11 protein-coding genes and 1 pseudogene are annotated in these 14157 nt (G+C 70.2%); 6 read left to right on the top strand and 6 right to left on the bottom strand.

Translation table 11 applies throughout. The features are described from left to right. Positions 1-12: 12 nt before the first annotated feature. Together CU254_RS04110 and CU254_RS04105 are read right to left on the bottom strand one after the other, a co-directional pair. Positions 13-483 (bottom strand): hypothetical protein, encoded by a 471-nt coding sequence (locus CU254_RS04110; protein ID WP_199785792.1) that lies wholly within the window; start codon positions 481-483, stop codon positions 13-15. 678 nt (positions 484-1161) lie between these two features. Next, the gene (locus CU254_RS04105) at positions 1162-2244 is read right to left on the bottom strand and encodes a TrkA family potassium uptake protein (RefSeq protein ID WP_009073026.1); all 1083 of its coding nucleotides are present in this window, start codon (positions 2242-2244) and stop codon (positions 1162-1164) included. A 106-nt stretch (positions 2245-2350) separates the two neighbouring features. Between CU254_RS04105 and CU254_RS04100 the strand changes: the two genes are divergently transcribed. Beyond that, positions 2351-2734, top strand: a complete 384-nt coding sequence (locus tag CU254_RS04100; RefSeq protein WP_009073024.1) for a DoxX family protein — start codon at positions 2351-2353, stop codon at positions 2732-2734. A gap of 1 nt (position 2735) precedes the next feature. Here CU254_RS04100 and CU254_RS04095 read toward each other — a convergent pair whose 3' ends face one another. Further along, a complete protein-coding gene (locus CU254_RS04095; protein ID WP_009073022.1) occupies positions 2736-6110 on the bottom strand; it encodes an ATP-dependent DNA helicase in 3375 nt (1124 codons plus the stop codon). After that, entirely contained in the window at positions 6107-9280 is a 3174-nt protein-coding gene (locus CU254_RS04090; RefSeq protein WP_009073020.1) for an ATP-dependent DNA helicase, read from the bottom strand. Before CU254_RS04090 ends, CU254_RS04095 begins: the two co-directional genes overlap by 4 nt. A 116-nt stretch (positions 9281-9396) precedes the next feature. Here CU254_RS04090 and CU254_RS04085 point away from each other — a divergent pair, with 116 nt between their 5' ends. From CU254_RS04085 to CU254_RS04075, 5 genes and pseudogenes are all read left to right on the top strand, one after another. Continuing rightward, entirely contained in the window at positions 9397-9726 is a 330-nt protein-coding gene (locus CU254_RS04085; RefSeq protein WP_009073019.1) for an MGMT family protein, read from the top strand. Positions 9727-9805: 79 nt separating this feature from the next. Next, positions 9806-9970 (top strand): annotated as a pseudogene (locus CU254_RS44880) (hypothetical protein); the annotation flags it as partial. A 39-nt stretch (positions 9971-10009) separates the two neighbouring features. Further along, positions 10010-10333 carry a helix-turn-helix domain-containing protein gene (locus CU254_RS43910; RefSeq protein ID WP_234392755.1) on the top strand — a complete coding sequence of 108 codons (324 nt, stop codon included), beginning with the start codon at positions 10010-10012 and terminating at the stop codon, positions 10331-10333. Next, positions 10330-11184 carry an IS3 family transposase gene (locus CU254_RS04080; RefSeq protein WP_009077419.1) on the top strand — a complete coding sequence of 285 codons (855 nt, stop codon included), beginning with the start codon at positions 10330-10332 and terminating at the stop codon, positions 11182-11184. The genes CU254_RS43910 and CU254_RS04080 overlap by 4 nt, the downstream gene beginning before the upstream one ends. A gap of 150 nt (positions 11185-11334) precedes the next feature. Next, a complete protein-coding gene (locus tag CU254_RS04075; protein ID WP_009073014.1) occupies positions 11335-12156 on the top strand; it encodes a siderophore-interacting protein in 822 nt (273 codons plus the stop codon). Here CU254_RS04075 and CU254_RS04070 read toward each other — a convergent pair. Both CU254_RS04070 and CU254_RS04065 read right to left on the bottom strand, forming a co-directional pair. Then, a complete protein-coding gene (locus tag CU254_RS04070) occupies positions 12153-12959 on the bottom strand; it encodes a uroporphyrinogen-III synthase (RefSeq protein ID WP_037712468.1) in 807 nt (268 codons plus the stop codon). The genes CU254_RS04075 and CU254_RS04070 overlap by 4 nt on opposite strands. Before the next feature lie 184 nt (positions 12960-13143). Continuing rightward, positions 13144-14121, bottom strand: coding sequence for a YafY family protein (locus CU254_RS04065; RefSeq protein ID WP_009073011.1), 978 nt, complete (start codon positions 14119-14121; stop codon positions 13144-13146). Positions 14122-14157 lie beyond the last annotated feature (36 nt).

Here is a 14157-nt window from a genome sequence, read left to right as displayed (position 1 = left end):
GGTTTCGGTGCTTCAGCTGAGCAGCGCGAGCTTGCCCGGCCCGCGGATGACCAGGTAGGCGTACATCCCGCCGCAGAAGCAGGCGAACACCAGCAGCGCCAGCGCGACCGGCGCACGCAGGTCCTGCGCGCCCGTCGTGGTGTCCGGCATGGTGACCGAGACGAGGCCGTCCGCCGGGGCGTCGTCCGGGACCAGCACCTGGAGATGCTCGTCCTTGCCGTGCCCGCAGCTGTCGAGGGTGCCCTGGCGCGGTTTGCCGCCGAGCTGGAACGAGACCGATTCGGCCGCGCCGGGAACGGAGCAGTCGACGGCCTTGGTGATCTGAGCGTCCACCGGCGCGCCCGGCGACTTCGGCTGGATGCCGAGCAGCCCCGGACCGGCGAGCCACGCCAAGACCACGACGAGCACCCCGGCCGCGACCGGGATGCCCACCTGAAGCCACCGCTTGACGAGGCTCTTATGCGGGGGGTCGGAAACCTGCACGACGCCATGCTTCCAGATGCCGGGGGCAAAACCCAGTGAGGCGCCCGCGCACGGGGGACCCCCGGCTGGACGGGGTCCGCAGCCGCTCCCGCCGCCGCCCGCTGACCCCTCCGCTCCACCCCGCCGCTCCGCACCCCAGGCACCGCCCCAATGCCACTTTGGGTGCATCTCGCGCACCCAAAGTGGCATTGGGTGCGTCGCATGCACCCAATGTGGCATTGGTTGCATCCCACGCACCCAAAGCGGCGTTCGGTGCGCCAGATGCACCCAATGTGGCATTGGGGCTTTCCCGGCACCGCGACCGCCCGCGAGCCATCGCACCCCTGCCGACGCGACGGCCCGCATTGGGCATCCCGGGGCCGGGAGCGCAGCCGCTCCCACAGCCGCCCGCCGACCCCTCGGTTTCGCCCGCCGCCGCACACCCCAGCACTGCCCCAATGTGGCATTGGGTGCGTCCCATGCACCCAAAGTGGCGTTCGGTGCATCCCATGCACCCAAAGTGGCGTTCGGTGCATCCCATGCACCCAAAGTGGCGTTCGGTGCATCCCATGCACCCAAAGTGGCGTTCGGTGCGTCAGATGCACCCAATGTGGCATTGGGGCTTTCTCGGCACCGCGACCGCCCGCGAGCCATCGCACCTTGCCAGCGCGACGGCGTGACGGCGTGACGGCGTGAACCTCAGCGTTCGATGTGGTCGACCTGAGTGACCTTCTTGACGTACAGCAGCCGGTCCCCCGGTTCCAGCGCGTCCGCCTGCGGGGCGTCCACCCGGTAGAGCACCCCGTCGCGCACCACGCCGAGCACGATGTCCGGCAGGTGCCGCGGCGATCCGCCTTCCTCGCTCGGCTCGATGCTGCGCTCGGCGATCGCCAGGCCCGATTCCGGGGTCAGCAGGTCCTCGACCATGTCCACCACGAGGGGGCTGGACGTCGCCATCCCGAGCAGCCGCCCGGCGGTCTCGCTCGACACCACGACCTGGTTGGCCCCGGACTGCTTCAGCAGGTGCACGTTCTCCGCCTCGCGCACCGACGCCACGATGTGCGCCTTCGGAGCAAGCTCGCGCGCGGTGAGGGTGACCAGCACGGCGGTGTCGTCGCGGTTCGGCGCGACCACTACGGCCCGCGCGTGCTGCACGCCCGCGACCCGCAGGACGTCCGCCCTGGTCGCCGATCCGTGCACGGTGACGAGGCCGAGCGCGCTCGCCGCGTCCAGCGCCTGCTGGTCGGTGTCGACGACCACGACGCGGTTGGCCTGCACCTCCTCGTCGCCGAGCAGCGCGTTGACCGCCGAGCGGCCCTTCGTGCCGAAACCGACGACGACGGTGTGGTCACGCACCTTCGTCCTCCACTTCTGGATTTTGAACGCCTGCCGGGAGCGCTCGGTGAGCACTTCCAGGGTGGTCCCGACGAGGACGATGAGGAAGAGCACCCGCAGCGGCGTGATCACGATGACGTTCACCAGCCGCGCGGACGCGGTCGCCGGCGCGATGTCGCCGTAGCCGGTGGTCGAGAGGGAAACTGTCGCGTAGTAAAGCGAGTCGAGGAGCGAGAGGCCGTCGCCGTTGGCGTCGCGGTAGCCGTCCCGGTCGAGGTAGACGATCAGCACCGTGGCCAGCAGGGCCAGCAGCGCGCCGATGATCCGCTTGACGATCGACCGCATCGGGCTGACCGTCAGCTCCGGCATCCGGATCACGCCGACGAGCTCGTGGTCGGGCCGGTCGTTCAACCGGACGTTCAGGGGCAGCCGTTTCAAGGCCTTCATGCACCGGCTCCCCGCGGGCGTTCGGCGTCACTCACAGCCGGGAGGATAACCCAATCGGAGCACCCGCACACCCGTCGCGGCGATCATGCTGTGGCAGGCTTGCCGCATGTCCGAGCCTCGCGCGTCGCAACGTCCGGCGCATTTTCTCGCTGCTCTGCTGGCCGGGGCGGGCGTCCTGCACTTCGCCCGGCCGAAGCAGTTCGACGCGCTGGTCCCGAAGGAATTGCCCGGTGACCGGCGCACCTGGACGTACGCCTCCGGCGTCGCCGAGCTGACCGTCGCGGCCGGGATCGCGCTGCCGCGCACTCGTCGGCTGGGCGGATTGGCGGCGGCGTTGCTGTTCGTCGGGGTGTTTCCGGGCAACGTGAAAATGGCCTTGGACTACCAGCGACGCGGCCGTCCGGCTCGCGAGCGCGCGGTGGCGTGGCTGCGCTTGCCGCTGCAGTGGCCGTTGGTGAGCTGGGCGCTGACCGTGCGCGATCGGGCCTAGCTCACTCCTGCGGAACGTTGCGCAGCAAGGAACGCAGGCCTTCCGCGTCCAGCAGATCGGCCGGGCGCAGCGTGTGTCCATGTCGGACATAGTGGAAGGCCGCGCGCACCCGCTCCACCGGAACCTTCTTCAGCGCCGCCCACGCCAATCGGTACGCGCCGAGCTGAATCGCCAACGCTGGCAACCGTTCCTCGGACGGCACGGAGCCGGTTTTCCAGTCGACAACAGTCCAACCGCCGTCGGGATCCGCGTACACGGCGTCCATCCGGCCGCGCAGAGTGATGCCTTCGATGTCCGCGGAGAACGGCACCTCCACCGCGAGCGGGACCCGGTCGGCCCATTCGCTGTTCTCGAAAGCTTCTTGCAGGGCTTCGAAATCGGTGTCCGGTGCTTCGCCGACGTCGGCCGCGCCGGGCAGGTCGTCGATCTCCAGCAGCCGGTCGCCGGAAAACCGTTGCTCCAGCCAGCTGTGGAATGCGGTACCGCGGCGAGCGAAGGTGTTGGGCGGCAACGGAAGCGGACGACGCAGCCGTTGCGCGAGAGCGTCCGCATCGGACGCCAGGTCGACCAGCTGGCTCACGCTCAGCTGCGCGGGCAGCGCGACACGATCCACTGTGGACTGCGAGCGGGCGCGTTCGGCGAGGAGAACGTCGGTGTCGGCAGCCCAGCCGTCCGGGTCTTCCGGATCGATGACGTCCTCGTCGTCTTCGAAGTATTCGTCGTCTGGCGGGTAGTCGTCTTCCGGTTCCGGCGGCAGCGGGATTTCGTCGTCGTCGGCCGCCGGAAGCGGCTCGGCTTCCGGTTCGGGCTCGGGTTCCTCTTCCAGCGCGGCCATTTCCGCCAGCAGCAGCTCCACGCCGGTCGCCACGCCGGACCGCCGGTCACCGAGCGGGTCCACCGGCCACTGCGCCGTCCGGGAGTCCGCGACCAGCGGGTTCTCGTCGCCCTCCTCCGGTTCCTCGGCCCAGACGTCCACGACGCCCAGCGGCGGATCGGCCTCGTTCATCACTTCGGCGATCTCGGTCAGGAAGATCGACGGTCCCTTAGCCCGTGTGCTGCTTTCGTTCCACCAATGTCCGGAAACGAGCAGCGCACGCTCGGAACGGGTCAAGGCGACGTAACACAACCGTCGTTCCTCGTCGGCTTCGCGCGCGACGAACCCTTCCTCGTGCAGCTCCAGCGCTTCCTGCACTTCCTTGCGGTCATAGCCTTCCGAGATCTGCAGCTTCGGCAGATCCGCCGCGTCGCCCCGCAAATGCGCGGGCAACGCAGTGGACGTGCGCAACCACGAAGACGAACGACGCTTGCCCGGGAACACCTCAGCGACCAGATGCGGGACCGCCACCACTTCCCACTCCAGCCCCTTGGCGGAGTGCACGGTGAGCACCTGCACGCGATCCGGAACCACCTGCACCTCGCCAGGCGTGAGGCCGTCTTCCGCGTGCGCCGCGGTGTTCAGGTAGTCCACAAAGGACAAAAGAGTCGCCGTCGGCGCGGTCTCCGCGTAATCGGTAACGACTTCCGCGAACGCGTCCAAATGCGCGCGCCCGGCCGATCCAGGACGGGCAAGCGATTCGACGTCAAGCAGCATCGTGCGTTCGACGTCCGCCACCAATTCCGGCAGCGACTGATCCAGCCGCCGTCGCAGCGCGGTCAATTCCGCGCCCAGGCGGCGAATTCGCCGATACCCTTCCGGGGAATAACGCTCTGGCGCACCGGGTTCGTCGACGGCGTCGATCAGCCCGGCTTGTTCCGCGCGTTCGGCGACCAGTTCCGGCTCTTCGCCCTCCTTCGCCCGCGGCTCGGGCGAGGTGAGTTCGTTGGCCCGCCGCCACAACGCCGCGACGTCCGCCGCCGCGATCCGCCACCGCGCGCCGGTCAGCAGCCGAGCCGCCGCGCTGCCCGCCAGCGGATCGGCGAGCACCCGCAGGGTGGAGACCAGGTCGGCGACCTCCGGTTCGTCCAGCAATCCGCCGAGGCCCACGACCTCCACCGGCAGCCCGCGCATCCGCATTTCCGCCGCGATCGGCGCCATGTCCGCCCGGCGGCGCACCAGCACCGCCGCGGTCGGCGGCTTGCCGGAGGCTTCTTTCTCCGCATGCCACCGCTGTGCCATCGCGTCCGCGACCCACTCGCGTTCCGCGCGCACGTCCGGCAGCAGCGCGACCGCGATGTCCGCCGGGCCGGCCCCGTCTCGCGCCCGCAGCCGTTCGACGCCAAGTCCGCGCTGCCGCAACGGTTCCGAGATCGCGTTGGCCAGTTCCAGGATTTCGGGCGGATTGCGGAAACTGGTGAGCAGCCCGAATTCGTGGGCGGTTTCCAGCCGTTCCTCGCCCCGACGCGGGAAGTCGGTGGTGAATCGGGGCAGGTTCGCCGCACTCGCGCCGCGCCAGCCGTAAATCGCCTGTGCCGGGTCGCCGACCGCGGTCACCGGCATCGGCGGATGATCCACGCCGCCGAACAACGACCGCAGCAGCACTCGTTGCGCGTGCCCGGTGTCCTGGTATTCGTCCAGCAGCACCGCCCCGTACCGCTCGCGCTCCCCCGCGACCACCGCCGGATACCCGTCGGCGAGCTGCGCGGCCAGCGACATCTGATCCGCGAAGTCGAGCGCGCCTTCCGCCCGTTTGCGCCGATGATAATCCTCGACCAATGGCAGCAAGGCCAATCGAAACCGTTGTGCTGCCAGAACTTCCTGCAGTTTCACCGGCAGCGACGCACGCTGGCCCTTAGCGCGCGGAGCGTTCTCGATGATCTCGCACAGCCACTCCGTGTACTGCCCGAGCTGCTCCGTCGAAATCAGATGCTCGCCAAGTTCACCGGCCAGCGCGAGCAGCTGCGCGGTGACCGTCGGCGGCACCCGGTCGGTGTCCAGGTCATTGTCCCAAGTGGACACCACGCGATGTGCCAGCTGCCACGAAGAAGTCTCCGACAGCAATCGGACGCCAGGCTGCACCGGAAGCCGCAACCCATGCTCCGACAACAACCGTCCGGCATACGCGTGATACGTCAGCACCGTCGGTTCACCCGCGACCACAGTGGCCCGCAACGCGCCCGACGGATCGATCCGTTCCAACAGCCCCGAACCAGCGAGCCGCCGCAACCGAGCCCGCACCCGTTCGCCAAGCTGACGCGCGGCTTTCCGGGTGAAGGTCAGGCCGAGTACCCGCTCCGGGCTCACGATTCCGTTGGCCACCAGCCAGACCACGCGCGCGGCCATGGTTTCGGTCTTTCCCGCGCCCGCGCCCGCGACGACCAGCGACGGCTCGACCGGCGACGCGATCACGGTCGCCTGCTCGGGCGTCGGACGGTGCAACCCCAGTGCGTCCGCGATTTCCGCGGGTCCGACCGGGTTGGCAACGACCACCGGGCTCACGGTCCGGTCACCTGACGGCCTTCCGGACGCAACGGGCAGCATCCGCGCGCCGGGCACCGGTCGCAGTCAGCGTTCTCGTGCGCCTGATAGTCCGGGCCGACCGCGGCAGCCGCGGCCGAGCGCACGAGTTCCAGCCACTCACGCCCGTTGTCCTCATCCATCGGCGGCTGATCCCGTTGCGTGGCACCGGTTTTGTTGTTCCCCTTCGCGACATACACGAGCTTCGCGCCGCCGGGCGTATTTTTGCCCTCGACCGCGCCCAGCAGCACGGCCAGCTGGTACGCCGCGAGCTGCGGGTGCTTCTCCGCGTCCGCACCGGACACCGGGACCTTGCCGGTCTTGATGTCCACGATCACCGGACGCCCGTCCTTGTCCATCTCGACCCGGTCGACGCGCCCGCGCAGCAGCACCCGCACCTCTTCGTCGCCCATCGGCAACTCGACCTCGATGTCCTGTTCGACCCCGGCCTCGATCAGTTCCTGCCTCGACTTTTCCAGCCACGACACGAAGTTGCGCAGCATCTGCTCCACTCGGGACCGTTCCCGGCGCGAGAACCACGGCGCGCCGGCGTCCACCCGGACCCACGCCTCGTCCAGCGCGGCCTGGATCTGTTCCTCGGTGCTGCCGCCCGCGATCGCCTGCGCCAGGCCGTGCACGAGAGTTCCGGTAACCGCCGCGAGCTGCGCCGGATCACTGCCGCCGTGCCGTTCGATCAGCCAGCGCAGCGGACACTTCACCAGGATTTCCACCGTGGACGGCGAGATCCGCATCAGGTCGCCCGGACCGTGCACCGGGTCCTCTGTGGACGCTTCCGGCAACCCGTACCAGGTGTCCGGATGCGCGCCCGGAACGCCCGCCGCGGCCAACCGGGCGAGCTGTTTCGCCGCCCGCTTCCGCCGCTCGGGATCGGCCTTGTCGTCGCACACGACCTCACGCAACTCGCCGACCAATTCGGCCAGCACGAGCGACCGGCCCGGCGGCTTCATCCGGGAGTCGAGCATGCCGTCGTCCGCGCCGTTCTCCTCGAGGTCGTCGAGGAACCGGGACGGCTGCTCGTCTTCCCCGGCGACCGCGGTGACCAGCAGCGTCCGGCGCGCCCGGCTCGCCGCGAGGTAGAACAGCCGCCGCTCTTCGGCGAGGATCGGCGCGATAGCGGACACCTTGTCGTGTTCGTCCACTCCGGACAGCAGGTCGACCAGCCGCTCGACGCCCAGCAGCGAACCGCGCAGCCGCAGGTCCGGCCACGCGCCCTCCTGCACTCCGGCGACCGCGACCACTGTCCACTCGCGACCCGCCGACGCGTGCGCGGTGAGCAGCGAAACCCCTTCGCCCGGAATGGCCGCCGGAGCGAGCGTGTCTCCCGCGATGTTCTGTGACGACAGGTAATCCGCGAACGCCGCGACGCTCGCCTTGGGCAGCCGATCGGCATACCGGCCCGCCGAATCGAACAACGCGACCACCGCGTCCAGGTCGCGGTCCGCCTGTGCACCGAGCGAGCCACCACGATCCACCAAGCGCAGCAACCGTTCCTGCAGTCCGCTCGCCTGCCACAGCTCCCACAGCACCTGCTCGACGCCTTCGCCGCGACTCACCGCCTGGTGCGTGATGCTCAACAGGTTGCCGACCCGTCGAACCGGCAGCGCCTCGTTGTCCGCGAGACCGACGAGAATGTCGCCGCCCCGCAACGCTTCCACGAGCAGTTCGTCACTCGACCGCTGTCCGCCGCCAGCCAACTCCAGCCGACGCAGACCACGGCGCAACCGCCGCAACGCCAACGGATCCGCCCCGCCGAGCGACGAGGACAGCAGCATCTCCGCGATATCGACGTCGAGCAGTTCCGGCTCCGCGGCGATCCGCAACACCGCCAGCAACGGCCGCACCGCGGAATGTTTCGCCAGCGGCAATTCCTCGGTAGCCGAACCGATCGGCACCCCCGCTGCCCGCAAAGCACGTTGCAACACCAGGAAAGTCCGCGCCGGAGAACGCACCAGCACCGCCATCTCCGACCACGGCACTCCGTCGACGAGGTGGGCCCGACGCAGCTGGTCAGCGATCCAACTGGCCTCCGCTGCCGGGGTCGGCATCAGCCGCACCCGCACCTTGCCGCCGCGCTTTCCCGGCGGCGTAACCAATTTCCGGTGCGGCGAGGCACCCGGCAACGTCGCACCGAGCTTAGCGACCGCCGCCCGGACCGTCGGAGCGAGCCGGTGCGAGGTGGTCAGCATGACTGTCCGGTCGCCGTCGTTGTCGGAATCGGCGAACAGCTTCGGGTCCGCACCGCGGAAGGAAAACACCGACTGATCCGGATCACCGGCCACCACGAATTCTTCCGCGGTGTGCCCGATCGTGCGGATCAGCTGAACCTGCAATGGATCGAGGTGGTGCGCGTCGTCCACGAACAAATGCCGGACCCGACCGCGCTCGCGTTCGCGCAGCTCCTCGTCGTCCTCCAGCGCGAGCAAGGCCGAGGTCACCAGCTCAGCGGCGTCGAGCGCGGGCGCGGCGGGCAGGCCGAGCGCGTTGCCGCCCGCTCCCTGCAGCTGGGTGACCTCCTCGTACTGCGCCCAGAACTGCCCGGCGGCGACCCATTCCTCGCGGTCCTGGCGATGCCCGAGTTCGGTCAGATCCTCCGGCCCGAGGCCGCGTTCGGCCGCCCGCATCAGCAGGTCGCGCAGCTCCTCGGCGAACCCGGGCACGGTCAGCGCCGGACGCAACTGCTCGGGCCAGCTGGTCGCGCCCTCCTCCAGGTCGCCCTCCAGCAGCTCGCGCACGACGACGTCCTGCTCCGCCCCGGCGAGCAATCGCGGCGGCGGCAGCTCCTCGGCGCGAGCTTCCAGGCGCAGCAACGAAAACGCGTACGAATGCACGGTGCGCACGAGCGGTTCACTCACCGTGCGGGGCAGCGGAGACTCCTGATCCGGGTCCGACGTGAGCCGCCGCGTGAGGTCGGCCCGCAACGCGTCCGCCGCCCGGCGGGACGTCGTGAGCAGCAGCACGCTCTCCGGATCCGCCCCCTCCGCGATCCGGCGTGCGGCGGCGGTGGCGAGCAACGCCGTCTTGCCGGTGCCCGGCCCGCCGAGCACGCGACGGAATCCGGCGGGAGCCGACAGCAGCCGGCGCGCGTCGTCGTCCCAGGTGAACGTGGGTGCGACGGGGACCGGCGGGCGCACCAGCCGCGCCTGCCCGTTCCCTGCTCTCCGCACGTGCACATCAGCGATGGAACCATGCCCGCTCACCCGGGTGGCGCACCGGCACACCCCTCGGCGGGACTATCATTCCCCGGGTCATGAACGACGAACTGCACGAGCGGATACGCGCAGTCATCGCCGACGTACCCGCGGGGACAGTCGCGACGTACGGCGACGTCGCAGCGCTCTCCGGCGCTCCCTCTCCGCGCATGGTCGGCCGCGCCCTCGCCGAGGACGGCCACGACCTGCCCTGGCACCGCATCCTCCGCGCGAACGGGACCCCCGCGCCGCATCTGCTGCACGAACAGCTCGAGCGCCTGCGCGCGGAAGGCGTGCTGGCGGACGGCGACAAGGTGGACCTGCGGAAGTACCGCTGGCGCCCGGACGGGGACGAGCCCGGCGAGGACGAACCGCCCGGCTTGTTCTAGAACCGGCACCGCGGCTCGGCAGAGGTCCGTGAGGGGAACCCTCACGCACTCAGAGTCCCTGTGAACTGCGCCCCGGAAGTTGGACTGGGAATCCAGTTCCAGCTGTCCGGGGAGTGGTTCGTTGCATCCACGCAGTTCGTTGTCTGAGTGGCAGCGGGCGTCCGCTGTTGCGTTGTTCGAGGACGGGTATGGCGCGAAGGCCGTGGCGTCCCGGTTGGGGGTGTCGGCGGGTGCCGTGCGACGCTTGCGTGATCGTTGGAGGCTGCGGAGCGCGGGAGCGCTGATGGACAAGCCAGGCAGGCGGTCGTTCGCGTTCGAGTTCAAGCTGGAGGTCGTGCGCCGGTATGTCGGCGGCGAGGCGACCGCGGCCGAGCTGGCGCGCGAGCACGGGCTGTCCTCGCCCAAACTCGTGGAGAACTGGGCGCGGGCGTATCGGCGCGAGGGAGAGGACGCGTTGCGGCCCAAGCCGAAAGGCCGTCCGCCCGGTGTCGCGGACTCGCCGGGTCCCGGCGAGCTGGAGCGGTTGCGGGCGGAGAACCTGCGGCTGTCGGCGGAGAACGCCTACCTAAAAAAATTGCGGGCCTTGAGGGAGCAGGGGCGAGGGTGAAAACCCAGGCCGTCGCCGCCCTCAAGGCCGACTATCCGCTGCCGGTGCTGCTGGCGGTCGCGGGCCTGGCCCGGTCGACGTTCTTCTACCACCAGGCCCGGCCCGACCGGCCCGACCCGCACGCCGGGCTCAAGGCCGCGATCGCCGAGGCGTTCGAGGCCGCCCGCGGCCGCTACGGGCACCGGCGGATCCACACGGTCCTGGCCCGCGCCGGCTGGCGGGTGGCGAAGAAAACCGTGCTCGCGCTGATGAACGCCCTCGGCCTGGTCTGCCAGGTCCGGCGGCCGCGCCGGCGCCGGTCCTGGCCCGGCCGGCCCGGCACGGCCGCCGAGAACCTGCTCAACCGCGAGTTCGGCGCCGAGGCCCCGGACACCAAATGGGTCACCGACGTGACCGAGTTCCGCATCGGCGACCGCAAGGTCTACCTCTCGCCCGTGATCGACCTGTTCGACCGGTCCGTGATCGCCTACGCCTGCGGGCCGTCCCCGACGCTGGAGCTGACGAACTCCTCGCTGCGCGCCGCGATCGCGACCCTGCCCGCCGGAGCCCGCCCGCTGGTGCACTCCGACCAGGGCTTCCAGTACCGGCACGCCTCCTGGCGCTCCCTGCTCGCCGACGCCGGCCTGACCCAGTCGATGTCCCGGCGAGCCACCTGCCTGGACAACGCCGTCGCCGAGAACTTCTTCGGCCACCTCAAAGAAGAACTCTTCCACCACACCAAGTTCGACACCGTCGACACGTTCATCACGGCACTGCACGACTACATCGACTGGTACAACACCACCCGCATCTCCACCACGCTCCAAGGCCTGAGCCCGGCCGAATACCGGGCCCAGACCCTCGCCGCCTAACCTCTACATAACCAGTCCAACTTCCGGGGCCCAGTTCACTCAGGGTTCCCCTCACGGACCTCCGACCGCGCCTCCCGAGCCGGAAAGCGTGGCCTCCGCCATCCTCCCCAGCCATAGCCCGCCGTGTCCGTTTTAGGTTAGCCTCACCTCATGAGCGTGCTGACTTACCACCCCGGCAGGGTCACCGCGGTCCGGCGGGTCACCCCGCACATGGCGCGGGTCACCTTCGACTGCCCGGGGCTCGCGGCGGCGGGCCCGGCGGCGCCGGACGCGTACGTAAAGGTGTTCTTCCCGCTGCCCGGCGACGAGGAGCCGCATCTGCCGCCCGCCGCGATGGGGGACGACGACGCCCTGTCGTGGTATCGCCGGTACCTCGCGATGCCCGATGACGTGCGGCCGCCGATGCGGACCTACACGGTGCGCGCGGCGCGTCCGGAGACCGGCGAGGTGGACGTCGACTTCGTGCTGCACGAGGAGAGCGGCGGACCGGCGTCGACGTGGGCGGGGCAGGCGGAGGTCGGCGGCCGGGTGGCGTTCCTCGGGCCGCACGGCCTGTACGACGTGCCGGACGGGACGACGTGGCAGCTGCTGGTCGGCGACGAAACCGCGTTGCCGGCGATCGGCGGGATTCTCGAGAGGCTGCCGCAGTCGGCGCGCGCGTCGGTGTACATCGAGATTCCGGACCGTGCGGAGCGACAGACCTTCGAGACCAACGGTGCGGTCGAGGTGCACTGGGTGGTCCGCGGTGCGCGTACGCACGGCGAAGCGCTCGTAGACGCCGTACGCGCGGCAGAGCTGCCCAGCGGCACGCCTTACGCGTGGGTTTCCGGCGAAGCAGGCGTCGTGAAGCTGGTTCGACGGCACCTGGTCCGCGAGCGCGGCTTCGACAAGACAGCCATCTGCTTCACCGGCTACTGGCGGCAAGGCCTCAGCGAAGAAGCTGCGGGACGACAGCAGGCCGAAGCGTCCTAAGCCAGCTTCGCGACCACCAGCTTCACTAACGCGCCCAACCGCTGACGCTCCGGCTGTAGCGTGCTGATTCCGGCTGCCTCCAACGGCACCGCGGTCACCGGACCGACGCACGCGCAGACGACCGTGCCACCGCGCAGGATCTCGCGCAGCTCCGCGCCGCGGCCGGATTCATCGGCGAGTGCCAGAAAATTCGTCGCGGCCGGGGCGCTGGTGAACACCAACGCGGCCAGTTCGCCGGACAGCACCTCGCGGATCAACGAGAACACCGGTTCCGGATCCGGCGGCGTGTGCCACCGGTAGGGCTGCACGGCGAGCACCGACGCCCCGGCCGCCGCGAGCGGATCGGTGAACTCCGGCAGCGGTGCGCCGTGCAGTTGCACCGCCACGCGCGCGCCGTCGACACCGGCTTCGGTGAGCGCGCCGAACAACTCGTCGTTGGTCTCGCCGGGCGCGGAGTACTCCTCGCGCAGGCCGACGCCCCGCACCGCGCCGACCGCTTTGGGCCCGCGCGCGAAAATGCGCGACCCGGACAGCGCGTCCAGCAGCGCCGCGCGGAGTCCCCAGCCTTCGGCCGCGTCGAGCCAGCCGCGGAACCCGGCCCCGGTGGTGACCGCGGTGAGGCCGACCGGCGCGGCGAGCACGGCCTCGGTGCCGCGGCGCAGTTCAGGGTCGTCGGCCAGCGGGACGATCGTGATCGTCGGCGCGTGCCGCACTTCCGCGCCGTGCCGGAGCAGCGCGCCGATCAGGTCGTCCGCGCGCCGCTCGGCCGTGACGCCGATTCGTACGCCGTCCAGCTCAGCCATCCGACAGCTCCATCCCTTGCGAAGGCCCGCGCCGTGCTCAGCGCACCCGTCCGCTCGACTCGTATCCGGCGAAAACCTGCCAGGAAGCCAACAGCATCCCGCCCAGGCAGCCTCCGCACCACACCTCGGCGGCACGTCTCACTCGCACCCTCCGCGAAGACGCGCCGGCAAGCCGCCGGAACCCTCACTCGTACGCCTGCCCCATCTCCCGGATCGCCGCCGCCAGCTCCGTACGCAGGCCGCTGGGCGCGAGCACCTCCAGATGCGGCCCGAACCGCAGCAGTTCGCCGATCGCCGCTTCTCCCGGTTCGACCGGCAGGTCGATCGTCAACCATCCGTCGCCGTCCGGTTCCGCTCCGGCGGCGACTGCCTCGCGAAGCGCCCGCGCTCCGACGCTGCCCGCGTAGAACGGTACGAGAGCTTGGGCGCGCGGCGAGAGGCGGACTGTCGCCTTCCGGGGGTACATCCGGCGTTCGAACTGCTCGGACCACTCCTGCCAGTAACGAGCGAGGTCGAATTCCGCCGGTCGCTCGAACTCCTCGCCGAGGTCGGTCAGCTCGAGAATGCGCGAAATCCGGTAGGTGCGATCGGTCCCCTCGCACCGGGCGGCGAGGTACCAGTTGCCCGCTTTGAGGATCAGCCCGAGCGGTTCCAGCACCCGCTCGACCTCGCGCTGTCCCCACCTCTCGTACCGGACGCGGACCCGGCGCCCGGCCCACACCGCGTCGGCGACCGCGGACAGGGTCGGCAGGCTTTCGATGCCGCGATGCCAGCCGGGAACGTCGAGGTAGAAGCGTTCGGCGACGCGGCCGGCGCGGCTGCGCAGCTCCTGCGGCAACGCCGCGTACAGCTTCAGCTGCGCCGCCGCCAGCACGGTGCCGAGCCCCAGCTCCGCAGCCGCCACCGGAATCCCGGCCAGCGCCAGCGACTGGGCTTCGTCCTCGTTGAGGCCGGTCAGCCGGGTCCGGTAGCCGTCCACGAGCTGATAGCCGCCGCTGCGGCCGCGATCGGCGTACACCGGCACCCCCGAGGCCGACAGCGCCTCGATGTCCCGGTACACCGTCCGGACCGAAACCTCCAGCTCAGCGGCCAGTTCCTCGGCGGTCATCCGGCCGCGGTTCTGCAACAGGAGAAGCACGGTGAGCAAACGTCCGGCACGCATGCGCCAAGTATCGCTGAAATACCTGACACAAGATGG

The sequence above is a fragment of the Amycolatopsis sp. AA4 genome, assembly GCF_002796545.1.
GTDB lineage: Bacteria > Actinomycetota > Actinomycetes > Mycobacteriales > Pseudonocardiaceae > Amycolatopsis.
The sequence above is the reverse complement of the archived record's forward strand: the minus strand, read 5'-3'. Positions and strand labels throughout refer to the sequence as shown.